The 17,663-nt window shown below is 54.7% G+C and carries 17 protein-coding genes and 1 pseudogene; 9 read left to right on the top strand and 9 right to left on the bottom strand.

All coding sequences use genetic code 11. The annotated features are described in order from the left end of the window. Window positions 1-197: 197 nt before the first annotated feature. Window positions 198-404 (top strand): annotated as a pseudogene (locus tag NYE69_RS08510) (IS4 family transposase); the annotation flags it as partial. A gap of 105 nt (window positions 405-509) precedes the next feature. Here NYE69_RS08510 and NYE69_RS08505 read toward each other — a convergent pair. Genes NYE69_RS08505 through NYE69_RS08490 form a run of 4 tightly spaced genes read right to left on the bottom strand, consistent with a single transcriptional unit; the run spans window position 510 to window position 3,727 of the window. After that, on the bottom strand, window positions 510-1,208 hold the full coding sequence (locus tag NYE69_RS08505) for a class I SAM-dependent methyltransferase (RefSeq protein ID WP_340925799.1): 699 nt from the start codon (window positions 1,206-1,208) through the stop codon (window positions 510-512). A gap of 14 nt (window positions 1,209-1,222) precedes the next feature. Further along, complete coding sequence (locus tag NYE69_RS08500; protein WP_340925797.1) at window positions 1,223-1,981, bottom strand: DUF364 domain-containing protein; 759 nt, start codon at window positions 1,979-1,981, stop codon at window positions 1,223-1,225. Between the two features lie 42 nt (window positions 1,982-2,023). Next, window positions 2,024-3,034: an ATP-binding cassette domain-containing protein gene (locus NYE69_RS08495; protein WP_340925795.1), complete on the bottom strand. Its 1,011-nt coding sequence runs from the start codon at window positions 3,032-3,034 to the stop codon at window positions 2,024-2,026. 9 nt (window positions 3,035-3,043) lie between these two features. Beyond that, window positions 3,044-3,727: a GTP-binding protein gene (locus NYE69_RS08490; protein WP_340925794.1), complete on the bottom strand. Its 684-nt coding sequence runs from the start codon at window positions 3,725-3,727 to the stop codon at window positions 3,044-3,046. A gap of 191 nt (window positions 3,728-3,918) precedes the next feature. On the opposite strand from NYE69_RS08490, the gene NYE69_RS08485 reads away from it, so the two are divergent. The 3 genes from NYE69_RS08485 to NYE69_RS08475 all read left to right on the top strand — a co-directional run bounded on the left by NYE69_RS08485 (window position 3,919) and on the right by NYE69_RS08475 (window position 6,943). Next, window positions 3,919-4,929: a FecCD family ABC transporter permease gene (locus tag NYE69_RS08485; protein ID WP_340925793.1), complete on the top strand. Its 1,011-nt coding sequence runs from the start codon at window positions 3,919-3,921 to the stop codon at window positions 4,927-4,929. Further along, window positions 4,926-5,711, top strand: a complete 786-nt coding sequence (locus NYE69_RS08480; RefSeq protein WP_340925791.1) for an ABC transporter ATP-binding protein — start codon at window positions 4,926-4,928, stop codon at window positions 5,709-5,711. The genes NYE69_RS08485 and NYE69_RS08480 overlap by 4 nt, the downstream gene beginning before the upstream one ends. Before the next feature lie 71 nt (window positions 5,712-5,782). Continuing rightward, complete coding sequence (locus NYE69_RS08475; RefSeq protein WP_340925790.1) at window positions 5,783-6,943, top strand: ABC transporter substrate-binding protein; 1,161 nt, start codon at window positions 5,783-5,785, stop codon at window positions 6,941-6,943. A 5-nt stretch (window positions 6,944-6,948) separates the two neighbouring features. On the opposite strand, the gene NYE69_RS08470 is transcribed toward NYE69_RS08475, so the two are convergent. The 3 genes from NYE69_RS08470 to NYE69_RS08460 all read right to left on the bottom strand — a co-directional run bounded on the left by NYE69_RS08470 (window position 6,949) and on the right by NYE69_RS08460 (window position 9,555). Continuing rightward, window positions 6,949-8,358, bottom strand: a complete 1,410-nt coding sequence (locus NYE69_RS08470; RefSeq protein ID WP_340925789.1) for a deoxyguanosinetriphosphate triphosphohydrolase family protein — start codon at window positions 8,356-8,358, stop codon at window positions 6,949-6,951. Window positions 8,359-8,442: 84 nt separating this feature from the next. Continuing rightward, window positions 8,443-9,087, bottom strand: a complete 645-nt coding sequence (locus tag NYE69_RS08465; protein WP_340925788.1) for a hypothetical protein — start codon at window positions 9,085-9,087, stop codon at window positions 8,443-8,445. Window positions 9,088-9,102: 15 nt separating this feature from the next. Beyond that, on the bottom strand, window positions 9,103-9,555 hold the full coding sequence (locus tag NYE69_RS08460; protein ID WP_340925787.1) for a flavodoxin: 453 nt from the start codon (window positions 9,553-9,555) through the stop codon (window positions 9,103-9,105). A 385-nt stretch (window positions 9,556-9,940) separates the two neighbouring features. Here NYE69_RS08460 and NYE69_RS08455 point away from each other — a divergent pair, with 385 nt between their 5' ends. Then, complete coding sequence (locus NYE69_RS08455; protein ID WP_340925786.1) at window positions 9,941-11,470, top strand: MFS transporter; 1,530 nt, start codon at window positions 9,941-9,943, stop codon at window positions 11,468-11,470. Between the two features lie 538 nt (window positions 11,471-12,008). On the opposite strand, the gene NYE69_RS08450 is transcribed toward NYE69_RS08455, so the two are convergent. Next, window positions 12,009-12,773 carry an exodeoxyribonuclease III gene (locus NYE69_RS08450; RefSeq protein WP_340925785.1) on the bottom strand — a complete coding sequence of 255 codons (765 nt, stop codon included), beginning with the start codon at window positions 12,771-12,773 and terminating at the stop codon, window positions 12,009-12,011. A 65-nt stretch (window positions 12,774-12,838) separates the two neighbouring features. Then, window positions 12,839-13,174 carry an antibiotic biosynthesis monooxygenase gene (locus NYE69_RS08445; RefSeq protein ID WP_036625938.1) on the bottom strand — a complete coding sequence of 112 codons (336 nt, stop codon included), beginning with the start codon at window positions 13,172-13,174 and terminating at the stop codon, window positions 12,839-12,841. Between the two features lie 201 nt (window positions 13,175-13,375). Here NYE69_RS08445 and NYE69_RS08440 point away from each other — a divergent pair, with 201 nt between their 5' ends. The 4 genes from NYE69_RS08440 (at window position 13,376) to NYE69_RS08425 (ending at window position 17,649) form a co-directional block, all read left to right on the top strand. Continuing rightward, on the top strand, window positions 13,376-13,702 hold the full coding sequence (locus NYE69_RS08440) for an ArsR/SmtB family transcription factor (RefSeq protein WP_036625940.1): 327 nt from the start codon (window positions 13,376-13,378) through the stop codon (window positions 13,700-13,702). 112 nt (window positions 13,703-13,814) lie between these two features. Beyond that, complete coding sequence (locus NYE69_RS08435) at window positions 13,815-15,623, top strand: SulP family inorganic anion transporter (RefSeq protein WP_340925784.1); 1,809 nt, start codon at window positions 13,815-13,817, stop codon at window positions 15,621-15,623. 610 nt (window positions 15,624-16,233) lie between these two features. Continuing rightward, complete coding sequence (locus NYE69_RS08430; protein ID WP_340925783.1) at window positions 16,234-16,947, top strand: polyphosphate polymerase domain-containing protein; 714 nt, start codon at window positions 16,234-16,236, stop codon at window positions 16,945-16,947. A gap of 3 nt (window positions 16,948-16,950) precedes the next feature. After that, window positions 16,951-17,649 (top strand): DUF4956 domain-containing protein, encoded by a 699-nt coding sequence (locus NYE69_RS08425; RefSeq protein WP_340925782.1) that lies wholly within the window; start codon window positions 16,951-16,953, stop codon window positions 17,647-17,649. Window positions 17,650-17,663 lie beyond the last annotated feature (14 nt).

The following is a 17,663-nucleotide window of genomic DNA, read 5'->3' as shown; positions in this document are numbered from 1 at the left end:
ATCTTTTTTGTGTTTTTTCTTCTCTTTTTTTTGGAACCCTTGCTCTAGCCCCCCCCCCCCCTGCTCCCTGCTCCTGAACGAAGGGGATAATCGTGCAAAGGCAGCCAGCCAGGCAGGGGCACCAAAACACGAACACCAACACACGATCACCAACACACGATCACCAACACACGAACCCTTTAGACAGACCCCTCACCTGGCGTCGATTTGTGACACTGCTCGAAACGGCTACGGTGCAAAAGGTGGATGCGCTGGCCTTGGTGGATCGTGACGCCCTCTTCATCGTTGACGCTTCCATGCTTCTATGTTTGAGCGTTGAGCGGAATCGCAACAAAGCGGTCGAGTTGCTTGCCCGATTTAGAGATCATGCCACCGGCACGTTTTACAAGGGATCTCCTATGCTCTTGATCAACGAAGTAGCCCAAAAAGCCGGGAAGACACTGTCCGCCTCTGATTCAGCAAATTCTAAAAGGTAAAAAAGGCGAGGGTTATCCCCCGCCTTTTTGCGTTTATCGCTCGCCTTCAATCACGAATACCCCCATTCTTTTCAGATAAGGCAGATAAAACCGGTAGGGCGGCCGGTTTACGGGGATGATCCGATTCAGGAACGCTTCCGCTCCCGCAGGGAAACGCGAACCGTGCTGCCCGTAGAAGTCGGCCGCGTCCTCGCGGGATACAAAAGGCTGGCCAAATTCCAGCGCCGCCTCTTGCCGGGAATAGCGGACTCCACTTTCGCGCAGACGCCCCTCGAGCTTGCCTGCCGTGAGCCGCATCCGGCCCGCCCCGGTCCCGCTTTGTCCCGTCAAGTTGCTGCCTTCATCCAAATCGACAATAACGATCAGTTTACGGCAATACGGCAAAAAGCGTTCGGCCGACTGGCTGCCGAAATAGGACAGCAAGATGACGTCGCACCATGGCTCGCTGTCAAAGGCGTCGCCAAGCCGCACTTCGATATTGCCGATTTGCTTGGCGGCTATATCTTCGGTCAGTGAAGCCAAGGCGGCTTCGTTGATATCCACGCACACGATTTTGCCCACGCTGTCACGCCATTGCTGCGACAGGAGCCCGAGGCCGCAGCCGATATCAAACAAAGTTTCGCTGCCCGCAATGACGGGGCGCAGCCGCTCCGCCAGCTTTTCGTGAAATCCGGTGTAGGCGCTGGCCGCCTTAAACCAGCCGACCGTATTCGCATTCCAAGTAAACTGCATCGTTACCCCCCTATTCATGATTGAAACCTCAGGCTGGTTTTCTGAGCCGAGGCGTAAATTTTGCCGCTTTCCTGGCCGCAGCAGATACGCCGGGCCCGCTCGCCGTCCTTGATCGTGATCCCGGACAGATCGGAGACGCCAAACTGCTCAAGCACCGGCGCCATAGGCGTCGAGGGACCGACGATGACCACCTTGGCCCCCCGTGACAACTCCAAAAGCCGCGGCATTGTTTTATTGGTCAGCGCGGCGCTGGTGATGACAACAAATTCGGCCTCCGGCAAAATATATTCGGCGGCGGCATACGGAAAATCGCCCTCCTTAGGCTCGAATTCGAGAACCGACAGGTCGCACACCGGCCGGAACAGCTGATCCAGATAATGAAAATGCCCCACCACCGCCACTTTTTTGTCCCGGATGGCCGCTTGGTAGGAAATGAACGGATCATATATCCGGTCCTCCGTAAAACGGGCGTCGGAAACGGGAACGCCATTGGCCTTGGCGACGGGCAAAGCATTGTAATAGGCGTTGATCGCCGCCTGGCCGACGCCGGCTTCCTGCAGATTCCACGACTTCACGCATGCGGCAAGATCCCGCAGCTTCATGCCCGGATTTTTCTGTCTAAGAACGGTCGGTCTAGTCCTTCCCGCCGGCGCTCCGCTAAAGCCGCAGCCCAAATTGCTGCGTACGAAGGCCGTGCCGGGCCCGCACACCAAATCCTCCACCGTACAGGAATCGTCAATCCCTTCAATTAACGCGTCGTATAATTCCCACATATTCATCTCTCCCCTCAACTAAAGAGGTAGTTCAATCCCCACTTAAAGTGCCGGGGCGTTAATGAGCTCTCCCTTGCGCAGCCGGCGGCGCACCCCCATCAGCACCTCGTCAAGCGCTTCGATCCGAACCAGGCTCTCCCGTTCTTCAGCCGTCTTTTCGATCACCTTATGGATGCCGCCGCCCCGGATCACGATCCGTTTGTCCGCGCTAAGCGCCAGCAGCGGATCATGGGTGGAGATCAGCACGATTTTATCTTTGCTGGCCAGCAGATTCACCGCCTGTTTCCGGTCAATGCCGGCGTTCTCGATCTCATCGATCAAAACGATCGGCGAAGCGCTCATATAAGCTGTATCGGCAATCATCAAAGCGCGCGATTGGCCGCCGGAAAGCTGGGTTACCTTCGTGTTCAGGCCAAACTTCTCTCCCGCCAGCCGGTTGGCGCAGTCGAAGCACTGCTGAATCACCGCTTCTTTGTCCGCGCATAGGCGGCTTTGGGCGTGCATGTCCAGGAACTCCCCGACACTAAGGTCTACCACAAAGTTCATATTCTGCGAAAGCTGCGCCACCAGCTTCCCCTCCATCCTAAACCGCTCCTCGTCCTCCAGCGGCCTGTCATTGACCAGAATTCGCCTCCGCGTAGGCGTATCGCCCTGGGCAACGCATTCGATGTCGGCAAGCAGCCGGCTTTTGCCCGAGCCCGTAGGCCCTACGATACCGATGATTTCCCCGGTGCGGATCGTCAGGCTGATTTCCTCGGGATTGCCGCTTTTATCCCGGCCTCCAAGCAGCGTAATCGAACGGATTTCATTTTCAAGCGCATCGCTCTCCAGCATCGTCTCCAAAAAAGCTGCAAACTGAAACGGGACTTCCGCACGGGTGCAGCCAAACTCCAACAGGCGCTCCTCATTCACCTGTTCCAACGCTGCGGGCAGCGTCCAGTCCCAAGGCAGTTCATCCAGGCCGAAATTAAGCAAAAAATCGCGCGCAATGGGATACAGCTCCACAATTTCAGCGATTGGGCTTGTTTCGATCAGCCGTTGAAATTTCATCATCATCAACCATCACCTGAACTCCATTTTTTTCATCATACCCATCTGGTAGCTCTCGCCAATGCGCATTTCTCCCGTACAGTAAGAGCATACCGAGGCCGGGGTCGTAAACCGCAGCCGCGCGTCCCTTAACGTCGTTGTTTCGGCAGCCTTGGCCGCGTGCTTGCCAAGCATAAAAGCGCCCTGGCCGGTAATCCCGTTGACAAACAGAATCGCGGCCCGGCCGTTCACCTGGCGGACATTGAAACGGAACACTTCGCGCTCCGCCTGCGAGACGATATCTCCCTTCGTGATCACGATCACATCCGCCAGTTTGAGCATGCCGATTTTGCGCGGCGTTTGCACGCCCGACAAACAGTCGATGACACAAACCGCCAAAACGCCGCGGATATAAGGGGAACAGCGATTGCACAAACCGGCGCTCTCCGTAATCAGCACGTCCAACCCAATTTCTCTCCCCCACTCCACGCCATCCTCGATGTTGCTGACGAAAAAATGATCGGGGCAAACTTTGCCGGAGTACCCTACCTGTACGGGCAGTCCCGCTTCCTTGTACCGAAGCTGGTCGAAGGTCGTAAGACAGTCGAATTTAATCACGCCGAGCGTTTGCCGCTGCTCCCGCAGACTTTCGGCCAACTGCAAGATCACGGATGTTTTCCCCGATGAAGGCGGGCCCGCCACAGTAACCAACTTCATGCTTCATCCTCCGCAAAAATTTATTATTTTTAAATTTACTGAAAAAAACAGCTAATAAGCAGTATCATTTATCACTAATTATAACTAAATATATTCATTTATATCTAATCATAATTTTCAATTGACAACTTATGCAGCCGATTGCTACAATGAGCGACAAAAATGAGCGTTAACGGAGGTGGAGAAACCGATTGAACAGTTTACGATATCGATGGACGCTGCCGGCGCTGGTATTGCTGCTCTTGCTCATCATCCTGATTTCCTTGAACCTGGGCCGTTATCCGATTACGCCCGGCGAGGTGCTGAAGCTGATATTAGCGGCGGTTCATCCCGCCGAGGGCAACGCCGATGCGCAGCAGCAAGCGATTTTTTACAATGTCAGACTTCCGCGCATCATCCTGGCTTGCCTCGTCGGCTGCTGCCTTGCCGCGGCGGGAGCCGCCTATCAAGGGATCTTTCAAAACCCGATGGCGGCGCCGGATGTGCTTGGCGCCTCGGCTGGAGCCGCTTTTGGAGCGGCGTTGGCTATTTTGCTCGGAGGCGGCAAGCGGGAGATTACATTTAGCGCGTTTTTGTTCAGCATCCTTTGCGTCCTTCTTGTTCTTGCCATAAGCAGAAGGACGAAAGGCAGGCAGGTGCTCGGCCTGATTTTATCCGGCATCATGGTCGGCTCATTGTTTTCCGCCTGCACCTCCTTTATTAAGATGGTGGCGGATCCCAACGAACAGCTTCCGGCTATTACATACTGGCTTATGGGGAGTCTTGCGGGCACGAAAAAAGAGGAGGTCCTTTTCATTGTCATTCCCATGGCTTTGGGACTGGTGCCGCTGTTGCTGCTGCGCTGGCGCGTCAATGTACTGACCCTGGGCGATGCCGAGGCCCGTACGATGGGCGTCAATGCCGGTGCTGTCCGGCTTGCCGTCATCGTGTGCGCCACGCTCATTACGGCATCCAGCGTGGCGGTCAGCGGCATGATCGGCTGGGTCGGCCTCGTGATCCCGCACCTCACCCGCTTCCTGGTCGGCAACAACTATCAGCGCCTGCTACCTGCCTCCATGCTGGCCGGAGCGGTGTTTCTCCTGATCGTGGACAACTTTTCCCGCAATTTGTGGACTAGCGAAGTACCAATCGGCATCCTTACCGCGATTATCGGCGCTCCATTCTTCATCAGCCTGATTCTGAAAGCGGGTGATGCCGCTTGAGTCTTTGCGTGGAACGGCTTTGCTTCTCCTATAAAAAGGAGCGGGTGCTGGACAATGTCACTTTCACCCAACAGGGGAGCAGCCTCTTATGCCTGCTCGGGCCCAACGGTGTGGGCAAAAGCACGTTATTCCGCTGCATCCTTGGCTTGCTTCCCGGTTATACCGGGGAAATCGTCATCGACGGCAAAAACGCCCGAACCCTGCCGCCGCGTGAACTGGCCCGCCATATCGCCTTTGTCCCCCAATCCCACGCCCCTGTCTTTGGCTATTCGGTGATGGATATGGTGCTGATGGGAACGTCGGCCAGTTTTTCGGTATTTTCCGTCCCCGGCAAACAAGAACGGCTGATCGCGGAGCAAGCCCTGGAGCAAGTGGGGATCTCCCGGCTGGGCGGCAGAGCGTTCATGGAGCTGAGCGGCGGAGAACGGCAGCTCGTGCTGATCGCGAGAGCTTTGGCGCAGCAGGCCCGCATCCTGCTGATGGATGAGCCTACGGCCAATCTTGATTATGGCAATCAACTGCGGGTGTTAAGCAAAGTTAAGCAGTTGACGCAAGCGGGTTACACGGTTATTCAGTCTACCCATAACCCCGATCAGGCCCTGCTGTTTGCCGATACGGTGATGACGCTGCAAGACGGCCGGGTGACCGCCTTTGGTCCCCCGCGCGATGTGCTGGACGAAGAAAGGCTCCATTCGCTTTACGGCGTGGACATTAGCCTGGCCCGTTTGTACGACGGGAAAATCTCCGTTTGCGTCCCCCGGTTTGCGATTTCCGATACATAAAGCACAGGGCGAAAGCGAAATACGTTCGTTTTGGAAATTTGAAAAATGGTTTAAGAGAGGATGCGTTCGGCTTGAAAAGAAAATGGTTTAGTTTATCGAAAATCTCAATTGCGTTGTTAGCAACAGTTATGTTGCTGGCTGCCTGCGGGGCCGCAGGGGAGCAGCCATCGCCATCGGCCGATCCGGCACAGGCCGCGTCCGGCGCTGCGGAATCGGCGGTGGGCGGGCAAAATGCAATTCCGTCGCCGGATGGTACGGAAACCGTAGTGTTCACCGATTCGGCGGGACGAGAGGTAGAAATTCCGAAACATATCGAACGGATCGCCCCTTCTGGATCGCTGGCGCAAATCGTGCTTTTCTCCCTGGCCCCGGATAAGCTCGTGGGCTTGTCCGGCAAATGGAGCGACGAAGCCGGCGCTTATCTCGCTGACAAGTATTTGCAGCTGCCCGTATTCGGCCAATTTTACGGTTCCGGCGATTTGAACATGGAGGCGCTGGCCGCCGCCAAGCCGCAGCTGATCATCGATATCGGCGAGAAAAAGGACAACATCGCGGAAGATCTCGACGCCCTTCAGGAACAACTTGGCATGCCGGTGATTTTCGTGGAGGCAACGCTTAAAACGATGGCCGGCAGCTACAACACGCTGGGCGAGGTGCTTGGCATGCCGGATGAAGCCAAAGCCCTGGCGGATTATTGCGACGAGGTATATACCAACACCGTGGAAGCGATGGAAAAGATCGGCGATCATAAAGTGAAAGTGCTGTACAGTTTAGGCGACACCGGTACCAATATCATTTCCAAGGGTTCTTTTCACGCGGAAATTCTCGATCTGCTCGGGGACAATGTGGCCGTCCTGGACAACCCGTCCAGCAAAGGCAGCGGCAATGAGGTTTCGCTGGAGCAAATTGTCCAATGGGACCCTGATGTGATTTTCTTCGCTCCGCAGAGCATTTACGGCAGTGTGGCCTCCGACGGCACGTGGAAGCAAATGAAAGCGATCCGTGACGGCAATTACTTTGAGGTGCCCGGAGCGCCGTACAGCTGGATGGGCTCTCCGCCTTCAGTTAACCGTTATATCGGGATGATCTGGTTGTCCCAAACGCTGTATCCGGATGTTTTCAAATACGATCTCCGGGCCGAAGTGAACCGTTTCTACAAGCTGTTCTACCACTGCGGCGATTTGACGGATGAGCAATACAAAACGTTAACGCAAAATGCGGTAAAATCCTAAATGCGTTAATCCATATCGTAAATCGTGCCGACCTTTAGCCCGTAAAGCTCATTGTAGATTTTTTCCGCGTAAGCGTCTGTCATCCCGGCGATATAATCGATGATCATATGCTCCCAGGTCCAGATTGGCCGCGTCTTTTGCTGATCCCGGTCAAATCGGCGCAGCCAGTCGCCTGGGATGATCGACTTGGACGTCTGCGGATCGACGAAGGCGTCCCACAGCCGTTTGATGACCCAGGCGCTGCGTTTCTGGAGACGCTGTACCCGCAGATCGCGGATCATCGTCACCCAGGCGAAGCTTTTCAGCACGCTCACCGTACGCAGCATGTCTTCGTCTTCCCGGCCCTCCTTGACGAACGTCACCTTTTTCCAGTTTCCGTCGTCAATCACGCCGAGGCTGCCCACGAACAGGCTGACCCAATAGGCCTTGACCTCCCGGCGCGTCCGGGAATAATCGTGATCGCAGACCGGCATCTTCGTATTCCAGATCGCCAGGAACGAACTGAGCACTTCCTTCACCTTGATCAAAATGTTGTCCGGCGTCCAGCCAGCCCAGAAAAAGTCCTCAAGGGTCATGATTTTTTCTACAATCAGCCGCTCGATGTGCGAATCTTTCAGAAAATGCTCGTGCACTTCGATTTTGCCGGCCTTGATGCCGTCCTCCAAATCGTGGGCCGAATAGGCGATGTCGTCGCACAAGTCCATCAACTGCGCTTCAAACGTCTTTTTGCCTTCGGGAATCGCCCAGCGGTCCCGGATGTAGGAAATGTACTCCCATTCATGCAGGTACAGGCCTTTTTTGTTGACGGTGCCGGGGTAAGGGTATTTGTTCGTGCCAAGCAGAACGGCGTCGGATAAATTTAGGCCGTCGATATTTTCCCGCTTCTCCAAAAACATCATCAGCCGGAAATTGTGCGCATTGCCTTCAAAATGCTCATATTTCCGCCGCAGCGCCTCCCGCGTATGCTGCTCCTCTTCGGGAGTGGCATTCCGGCCCTTCAGCGCCTGCTTCACCTTATCCTCGACCAGCTTCTCCAAAATGCCGTCCAGCACCTCTTCTCCCTTATGGCCAAATGGCGGATGTCCAAAATCATGGCAAATCGCGGCGCACTCCACCACCTCGGGATCGATGATCAGCCCCGGATGCTCCGCCTTGTCCGCCGCCACCTCCGGGTACGCCCGCAGCAGCGCGCGTGCCGCTTCCCGGGCGATCTGCGCCACCTCCAGCGAATGCGTCAGCCGCGTGCGGTAATAATCGCCGGTGCCCGCGCCGAACACCTGGGATTTGCCCTGAAGCCGGCGAAAGGTCGGGGAATGGATCAGCCGCGAATAATCGCGTTCAAACGTCGCGCGGCTTGTTTCTTGTCCGATATTGTCCGGGTATTGCCGGTGTTCTCTTAACTCCTGGATGTTCATGTTCTCGCACTCCTTAAATCTCTTTTTCGCTTGATGTTATTGTAGCCGCGGAAGTACGGAACTTAAAGTCCATTCGGAAATAATTTATGCTTGAGAGGCAAAAAAAGGCCGCTCCCCGGCCGTTTCCGCCAGCAAATACACATAGTCCAGCGATTGCTTAAAATCCAGCTTCTCCTTCGTAATCGTATATTTGCGGTCGTCCAACAGGGCGAATATTTCGATTTGATCCGGCGGCCCGCCAAAAGCGCTGTTCCAAAATACGTTGGTCATGTGCGTAAACGCTTTGACGAGTTCCGGGTGGTCCTCCACCAAAAACTTCTGTACGGTAATCCACGGTTTTTGGTCCTTTGACCGCTGCCAGACGGTTTGAAAAATGACGGACAGATGCAAATCAAGCTTGGCAACCTGAGTGTCCCATTTTTCGTATAACGCTATTGGATGCTCGTAAATCTCCGGCTCCGAGATCCGGATCAGTTGCCCCACGATGTCGTTATATACTTTCCAATAATGCAGCGGGTCGGGAAAATCGTCCTTGTTCCGCGGCCAACGCCGATTAAGGAGCACCTGAATCGGGGTATGTAAGCGAACTGCGGGATCCAGCGTAAAATAGTCGTTGATCGCGTAACTTACGGCGTATTGAACGCGATGCTGCCAGGTTAATTTGGGGCATTCGGGACAACCCGGCGCCTTTTGCGACCGCAGCCACTCCTCCAGCTCATAATCCAACACGCAGCGGGCCATGGCTTAGGTAACGGCGCTCAGGCTTTGGACGAAATTGGCGCCAAACTCCCGGCACAACGCTTTCTCCTCTTGACTTGGACCATACTCCACCTTCAGGCTCTCCTGAGGGATAACCGCGCCCCATTCCTTCAGCTTCTCCTCCAGCAAGTCCACGGCTCCGCAGTACAGCCGATAGCTCGTATCGCCGCTGCCGAATACAGCAGCCATACGCCCACGGAGGTCCAATTCCTTCATTTCATCGACAAAATCCTCAAACTCATCCGGCAGTTCTCCGTCTCCCCATGTATATGCCCCCAGCATATAGCCGTCATATTCCAGCAAACGCACGGCGTTGCAGTCCTCTACCATTTTCAAATCCGCCGCCGCTCCGGCGCTGCGAACCCCTTCGGCGATCAGCTCGGCCATCTCCTCCGTGTTGCCGGTCAAACTGGCATAGACGATGATGATTTTGCTCATGCCTATCCTCCTTAATTGTATGGCTTGATATTACGAAGTATAATTGATAATGATTATCATTGTCAATTGATAAGCGATCTATTGCTGCCTTCCGTTACGTTGACCTTCGACCCGATCTCATTCCCGAGACCGAGTTTTATTTCATTCCCGGGGACCTTTGGAGGATACCCGAATTTTACTATGATAAGAAGCGACCGAAACAAGAAACCGAGACAACAAACCGAGACAACAAACCGAGACAAGAGACCGGTTCGAGCCTCCCGCCCGGCTTGGCCGCCGTTTGATTCGCCGTTAATTCGCCGTTTGATTCGCCGTTTAAATTCAGTTTAAAAATCCGTACTACGATAACTGCACAAAGAACTAAGGAATGGAGAGAAAGTTGAAAATGACATTAGTGAAAAACAACAGAAGCCTCGTCCTGCTCGGCCTGCTCATCGGCTTGATCTTCGCCGAGTTGGACGAAACCGTCGTCTCGACGGCGATGCCAACCATTATCCGCGAGCTGCACGGACTGTCGCTCTACGGCTGGGTGGCCGGCGTATACATGCTTGCGGTCACGCTGTTTATGCCCATTCTCGGCAAATTGGCCGACTTATACGGACGCAAGCGCGTTTATCTCAGCTGTATGGGACTGTTCATTCTCGGATCGATCGTCAGCGGGATCGCCCCTTCGATGGCCGTGCTGCTGCTGGGCCGCGGCATCCAGGGCATTGGCGCCGGCGGACTGATGCCGATCGCGCTCGTCATTATCGGCGACGCCTACCCGCTGGAGCAGCGGGCCAAAATCCAGAGCCTGATCGGGCCGCTGATGATTCTGCCCCAACTGCTCGGGCCGACGGTCGGCGGGTATTTGGTGGGGCACGTCAACTGGCACTGGGTATTTTTGATCAACATCCCCGTCGGTTTGCTCGCGGCGGCAGTGCTTTCCATCGGCATGCGCGAATCCCGGGGAACCGAAAGCAAAAAGATCGACTGGGCCGGAGCCGTCACGCTCGTGCTTGCCCTGTTGTCCCTGCTGCTCGCCCCGGTGCTGATCGACAATCAAGGTTTGTCGTGGTCGTCGCCGGTTATTATCGGCCTGCTTGTGTTGTCCGGTCTGCTGATCGCGCTGCTCATCCGCATCGAATCAAGGGTGAAGGAACCGATCATTCCGCTGCATCTGTTCCGGAACCGCAATATCGTCGTTTTGTCGCTGATCGTCTTTATTTTGATGCTTGGTGTGATGGGCGGAACCTCGGCATTCCCGTTTTTTGCGCAAAATGTGATGGGATTGACCCCGACGGCGGCCGGCTACCTCATGATGGCTTTTATGGCCGGCGCGGTTCCTTCCAGTATCGTCAACGGGTTCCTGATCACCAAGGTGCCTTACCGCTCCTTGTTTATCGTCTGCTTCACGCTGCCGATCGTCGGATTTTTCCTGCTGTCGCGCATCGGCATTGACACCACCGTGCTATACGTGGTCGTTACGTTCTTCATTCTCGGTTTGGGGCTCGGCGCATTGTTTGGCGGCGACAATCTGATCGTGCAGGAATCGGTCGACAAGGAGCACAGCGGCGTGGCCCTCGGGACGGTGCAGCTGTTCCAATCGCTTGGGGCCACGATCGGCCTTAGCGTTTTCGGCAGCCTGCTCGCCCGCCATATCTCGGACGGGGTATCCGGGCTAGCCGATCAGCTCCCGGCCGGTACGGCAAGCCATATCGCCACCGGGGGAATTCCCCAGGGATTAGCTCCCGACCTGCTGGTCAAAGTACAGACCGTGTTTGCCGGCGCTTTTCAGAACATTTTTACGATTTCGCTCGGATTTGTCATCGCCGCCTTTTTTATCTGCTGGTTCTTAAAGAAAGAAGTTCTATCGAAAAAAGAACCGGAATCGGCCGCCGCTGCAGCGGAGCCGGCCCTGGAGGCACGGCCTTAAGAAGGAAAGCTGATATCAACAGGGTTAGCGATATAATGCGAGAAGGTGCAGGAAAGGTGCAGTTCGCGGCGGCCATGTAAGGGCAGCCATCCGAAGGTAATAGCAAGGACAATAGTGCAAGGGCAGGAATACGGGGTAACTGTGTAAGAGGCAGTTTGAAGATAGTAATGTGAGGACAGTAGTGTCATTGTAGTAAACGAGTAGTAATGCGATTGTAGTAAAGAGTAGTAATGCGATTGGCAATGTGAAGTGCGATGTGGAGGCGGTGAGAGAGCGCAAAGTGGATGCGAAGTGAGCTCCAGGACCCCACGAAATGCAAAAGTGCATGCGATTTTCGTGGAACCCTCCCGAAATGGGTGGATCAAATGCAAAAGTGCAGTCCATTTTAGCTCAAAAAACAAATTTTTATAAAATGGGCTCGAATCAACTGCACTTTTGCATGCGAATGGCCTTGGAGAGGGGGATTAGCGGAAAATCAAATGCACTTTTGCCGTTGGTCCGCTAAGGAAGCCAACAAGGCCGGCTTGCTAACCCCCGACTACTTCGTTATCTCCGACACTTCCAGCGTTACCGGGCAATGGTCGCTGCCCATGATGTGGCAGTCGATGCCGGCGCCCACCAAATGCGGTTCCAGCCGGGATGAGGCCAGGAAATAGTCGATCCGCCAGCCGATGTTGCGCTCGCGCACCTTCGGCATGTACGACCACCAGCTGTACACCCCTCCGCGGTCGGGATAAAAATAACGGAACGTGTCCGTAAATCCCGCCGCCAGCAGGTCGGTCATTTTGCCGCGTTCTTCAGGGGTAAAACCGGAGTTGCCTTCGTTCGACTTCGCGTTTTTGATGTCGATTTCCTTATGGGCCACATTCATGTCGCCGCAAACGATGACCGGCTTGACCGCGTCAAGCCGCTTCAGGTATGCGCGGAACCGGTCCTCCCACTCCACCCGGTACCCGAGGCGGGAAAGATCCCTTTTCGCATTCGGCGTATACACCGTAACGAGATAAAAGCCCTCAAATTCCAGCGTAATGATCCGCCCCTCCGGCTCGTAATCCTCCTCCATGCCGCAACGCACCGACAGCGGCTTGATCCGCGTGAACACGGCGGTACCGGAGTACCCTTTTTTCTCCGCGTAGTTCCAATACTGTTCGTAGTCGCCGCCGAGATCAAGCTCGATCTGCCCATCTTGCAGCTTCGTCTCCTGAAGGCAAAAAATATCCGCGTCCGCCTCGTTAAAATAGTCCATAAACCCTTTATTCACGCAGGCTCTCAAACCGTTGACGTTCCACGATACAAGTTTCATACCCATCTCCTTGATGTATAAACTGATATAGCAACTCTATTAAACTTTCTATCTTCAGTCTACCATTAACCGTTCAAAAACGCCTTTCCTTTCTTCACCACCTGGGTGTCATAAAGGTTCACCGTCGTGCTGACAATATAGGCCGGCGGCTGCTGGCCTTTGCTGTTCCGGTGCCCCTGAATATGCGCATCGCTTTTCTCCCAGTTTTTCCAAGCCTCTTCGGACTCCCAGCGGATCACGACCACCACCTCTTCATGCTCCTCCCGGCTTTTCCGGTTGACCATGACGCTGATATCGACCAGGCCGTCCATTTGGTCCATCGGCCCTTCCTTGCTGAAACGCTCCACCACTTTATCGCTGTTCCCTTTCTCAACGACTATCGTTCTTGTCATCACGAACAAATTAACCGCCTCCTTCTATATTGGAAAATCTATTAAATAGTCCTGCTTAATGATAATGATTCTCAATTAAATATACCATGTTCCGCTCCAGTTCACAAACGCTTCAACATTGCCCATTGTCAAAATGAATTCCTATGCTATCATAATAAATATGCAAAGATTCAGAGATATGAATATTCAAAATTTAAGGAGTTTATTTCGATGGACGTGAACCTACAGCAGTTTAAAGCCGAATTTTTCAAAGCTCTCGCCCATCCGATGCGAATCCGTATTTTGGAGGTGCTGAGCGAAGGCGAACGGAACGTCAATGAATTGCAAACGATCCTCGGCTCGGAGGGCTCCGCCGTGTCGCAGCAATTAGCCGTTTTGCGCGCCAAAAATCTGGTCAACACGGTCAAGGAAGGCACGACGGTGATTTATTCGCTGCGCGATCCGCTGATCAAGGATTTGCTCGCGGTCGCCCGGCAAATTTTCGATAACCATTTGGTGGAATCGATCTCCTTGCTGAAAGGAATCCGCAAACAATAATAATACGGCCCCATGCAAGTTTCCCCGCCGGACCGCGGGGGATCTTTTTGTGTCCGGGAATGCGCGGGCTTGGGGGCAACAGAAATATAATCAGAAAAAGAAGGGTTATAGGATGAAGTGGACAGGACGTTTTAAAAATTACGGGATGGAGGCTTTGCGCAAAGATTTGATCTCGGGGTGCATCGTTGGCATTGTGGCAATCCCGCTGGGCATGGCGTTTGCGATCGCTTCCGGGGTGAAACCGGAATATGGCCTTTACACCACGATTGTGGCGGGGATTCTAATCTCCCTGCTCGGAGGTTCCCGGTTTCAAATCGGCGGACCGACGGGAGCGTTTATCCCGATTTTGCTGGCGGTCGTCATGCAATACGGTTACGAAAACCTGCTGATCGCCGGCTTTCTCGCCGGGATTTTTCTCGTGTTGATGGGGCTGCTGCGGCTCGGGGCGCTGATCAAATTCATTCCGCGGCCGGTGACGATCGGGTTTACGGCCGGTATCGCGGTGACGATTTTTAGCGGCCAAATCGGGAATTTCCTCGGTCTTCGCGGGGTGGAGCGGCATGAATATTTCTATGAAAATATGAAAGAGATCGTCCTGCGGCTGCCTAGCTTAAATATTTACAGCGTGCTGACGGCCGGCATCTGCCTCGCCGCCCTGCTGCTTACGCCCAAGTATTTGCCGAAAGTGCCGGGTTCGCTGGTCGGCATCATCATATCCACGCTGGCGGCGGCCTGGCTGTTCCCCGGCAAGGTGACGACGATCGGCTCCGCCTACGGTCCCATTCCCGGCGGTTTGCCGGGCTTGCATCCGATATCGCTCGCCTGGGACAGCGTCCGGCCGATGCTGCAGCCGGCCTTGATCATCGCCCTGCTCGGCAGCATCGAATCGCTGCTCTCGGCCGTGGTCGCCGACGGCATGACCGGCACCCGCCACAACAGCAATCGCGAGCTGATCGGGCAGGGCATCGCCAACATCGCCGCGCCGCTGTTCGGCGGCATACCGGCAACGGGGGCGATCGCGCGCACGGCGACGAACATTAAAAACGGGGCCGTCTCCCCCTTTTCCGGGGTCATTCACGGCGTGGTCGTTCTGCTGATCGTCGCCTTGTTCGCCCCTTACGCCTCCAACATTCCGCTCGCCAGCATGGCGCCGATCCTGATGCTGGTGGCGTGGAATATGAGCGAGCGCAAAGCGTTTGCCCATATGCTCAAAACACGGACCGGAGACTCCCTCGTCCTGCTCGTCACCTTCTTGCTGACGGTGTTCACGACGCTGACGACGGCCGTCGAGGTCGGCCTGATCCTCGCGGTCGTGCTGTTCGTCAAAAGAATGAGCGAGCTATTGACCGTGGACAAAGTGCTGCCCGATCCTTCCTCCGCCAACGCAAAGGTCAAAGCGCATGTGGTAACGGAGGATCACGACTGCCCGCAGGTGTCCATATTTACGGTGGACGGGCCGCTGTTTTTTGGCGCATCGCAGGCGTTTGACCGGTTTGCTTCGCAAATCGAGGGCGGTCTGCAGCGGGTTGTGCTGATTCGGATGAGCAAGGTGCCGTTTATGGATACGACCGGCGAAGCCAACTTCGCAAGCCTGGTCAAGCGGCTGCACGGCGCGGAAATCACGGTGCTCGTCTCCGGCCTGCGTTCCCAGCCGCGCAAGCTGCTGGCCAAAACCGGATGCTTGTATAGGATTGGGGAGGAGCACTTTTTTGAAAACACCGGGGATGCACTGAATTACGCGCTAGGCCTAATCAATAACGAAAAATGCCGCGGTTGCAAACACTTCGCTTTCCGGGAATGCGCCGGGCTGTGCCGAACGGCGGAAGGCACCGCGTCCCAGGACACGCCGCCGGCGGCTTCGCGGCACGTGCTTCCGGAACGGCCGGGAGCGCTTGTCCGGGAAGGCAAGGCTACGGTTTAGGCGGACTATTTGTCCGCTCCGCGCCGGAAATACTAGCGCGTAAGCACGGCTTCGTCCTGCTTGTGGCCGTCGGCGTCATAAGCTTTGTAGCTCAGCGAACGCTCGCTGTAGATGATTCCGGCGAACATCCGTTTATTATTTTGAAAATGAACCGCATGAACTCGTTAAGTTTGGGACCGGCGGTGTTGGCCACGACATACAAGGTCCCTCCCCCTCCGGGGACGTTTTTCCGCTCCGCAATTCCTCGAACACCTTGATCCAATCCTCCGCTTTTTCGTGCCGGTTGCATCCACAGACCGGGCGGTGTATCGCCACGATCATTCATGACTTATCGTTCTTTTGCGAACCGATCGTTGCCTCCGCCAACAGTAAACCCTACGATAAACAGTCCGCGCCACATCTCTACACCTCTCATGCAAATGACTCCTTCCGATTCCCCTAAAATAAAGCCTCCTTCGCCGCAGTCAAAAATGCAATTCCCTAATTTTCACATTTATTAACGCTGTGTAAAAACATTCAGTCGATTTTCAGGTTTCCTTAAGTCAATTATCAGCCACTACTGGTAGGATAAGTCAAGTAACAAGCGTCACATGAAAACGAGGTGCAGTTTATGAAGCAAAAGCTGAAATTCCGCCACGAACTAAAATTCATGGTCAACCGCCACCAATATTTTGTGATTCGCCAAAGGCTAAGGGGGTTGGCGCAGCATGACGAGCATGCGGGCAGAAGCGGCGAATACCATATCCGCAGCCTTTATTTTGACGACATCGACAATTCGGCGCTTCACGAGAAGTTGAGCGGCGTCCATGGCCGGCGCAAATACCGGATCCGCATCTACAATGGCCGGGACAACCTGATCCATTTCGAGAAAAAAATCAAGCAAGGCGACTACATCGCCAAGGTGAAGGAGCCTTTAACCCGGGAGATGTACGACGAGGTCATGGCGGGCCGGATCGAGACGCTGCGCAACCCTAATAAACCGCTGTTGATGGAGCTGTATCATCAGATGAAGGATCGTCTCCTCGCCCCCAAGGTCATCGTCGATTACGTGCGCGAACCGTTCGTCTGCCGTAACGGCAACGTGCGGATCACGTTTGACAAGGAGCTTAGGACAGGCCTGAGCGCCCTTGATATTTTTGACGCGGACCTGCGGGCCGTACCGGCGATCGACGACAACTTGATCATCCTCGAGGTGAAATACGACGAATACATCCCGGAATACCTCCGGGCGGCCCTGCAGCTGGAAGGGCTGCGTCAGCAATCGGCGTCCAAATACGTCATTTGCCGCAAATATTCGAAAACCAACGCATGGGAGGATTATTGATTTATGAATACAAACAATACGGGAACAACCAATTTTAGCGACATCGTTAAAAAATCGATTCTGGACAATTTCGCTTCGGACATCAGCATCTCCAAAATCATCATTACGCTGGGCGTTTCATTTCTGATTGGCTTGTTCATTTACATTTTGTACAGGCGGGTGTTCAGCGGGGTGTTGTACTCGAAAAGCTTTAACGTCTCGCTGATCGGTATGACGATGGTGACCGCGATGGTGATCATCGCCGTTAACTCCAACCTGGTGCTGTCTCTCGGGATGGTCGGCGCGCTGTCGATCGTTCGTTTCAGAACCCCGATCAAGGACCCGACCGATCTGATTTTCCTGTTCTGGGCCGCCGCGGCCGGGATCGTCGCCGGGGCCGGATTTTACACGCTGGCGGCGCTCGGTTCGGCAATCGTCGGCTTGATCCTGTTCCTGTTTATCAAGAGCAGTTCGATAGAAACGCCGTATTTGCTGGTGGTCAATTGCGAAAACGACGAAAGCGAGCAGCTTATCCACACGCAGATGGGCAATCTGGTGAAACGGTACAATGTGAAGCAAAAAAACGTGACTCCCGGCAACATCGAAATCACGTTGGAGGTGCGCCTGCGCGACCAGGAAGGGAAGTTCATCAACCGGATTTCCGAGCTTGGCGGGGTCAAAAATGCCGTCTTAATCAGCTATAACGGCGACTACGTGGCGTAGGCGAAAAGCGGAGG

The sequence above is a fragment of the Paenibacillus sp. FSL R5-0527 genome, assembly GCF_038008055.1.
In the GTDB taxonomy this organism is placed as follows: domain Bacteria; phylum Bacillota; class Bacilli; order Paenibacillales; family Paenibacillaceae; genus Fontibacillus; species Fontibacillus macerans.
Note: the sequence above shows the minus strand (reverse complement) of the source record. Positions and strands in the feature narration are given on the sequence as shown.

What these genes read in the sequence shown, in the direction of transcription:
- NYE69_RS08450 (WP_340925785.1), bottom strand. Translation starts at nt 12,773, where the DNA reads ATGAAACTTGTATCGTGGAACGTCAACGGTTTGAGAGCCTGCGTGAAT.
- NYE69_RS08460 (WP_340925787.1), bottom strand. Translation starts at nt 9,555, where the DNA reads ATGAGCAAAATCATCATCGTCTATGCCAGTTTGACCGGCAACACGGAG.
- NYE69_RS08490 (WP_340925794.1), bottom strand. Translation starts at nt 3,727, where the DNA reads ATGAAGTTGGTTACTGTGGCGGGCCCGCCTTCATCGGGGAAAACATCC.
- NYE69_RS08505 (WP_340925799.1), bottom strand. Translation starts at nt 1,208, where the DNA reads ATGCAGTTTACTTGGAATGCGAATACGGTCGGCTGGTTTAAGGCGGCC.
- NYE69_RS08440 (WP_036625940.1), top strand. Translation starts at nt 13,376, where the DNA reads ATGGACGTGAACCTACAGCAGTTTAAAGCCGAATTTTTCAAAGCTCTC.
- NYE69_RS08500 (WP_340925797.1), bottom strand. Translation starts at nt 1,981, where the DNA reads ATGTGGGAATTATACGACGCGTTAATTGAAGGGATTGACGATTCCTGT.
- NYE69_RS08430 (WP_340925783.1), top strand. Translation starts at nt 16,234, where the DNA reads ATGAAGCAAAAGCTGAAATTCCGCCACGAACTAAAATTCATGGTCAAC.
- NYE69_RS08495 (WP_340925795.1), bottom strand. Translation starts at nt 3,034, where the DNA reads ATGATGAAATTTCAACGGCTGATCGAAACAAGCCCAATCGCTGAAATT.
- NYE69_RS08455 (WP_340925786.1), top strand. Translation starts at nt 9,941, where the DNA reads ATGACATTAGTGAAAAACAACAGAAGCCTCGTCCTGCTCGGCCTGCTC.
- NYE69_RS08435 (WP_340925784.1), top strand. Translation starts at nt 13,815, where the DNA reads ATGAAGTGGACAGGACGTTTTAAAAATTACGGGATGGAGGCTTTGCGC.
- NYE69_RS08470 (WP_340925789.1), bottom strand. Translation starts at nt 8,358, where the DNA reads ATGAACATCCAGGAGTTAAGAGAACACCGGCAATACCCGGACAATATC.
- NYE69_RS08425 (WP_340925782.1), top strand. Translation starts at nt 16,951, where the DNA reads ATGAATACAAACAATACGGGAACAACCAATTTTAGCGACATCGTTAAA.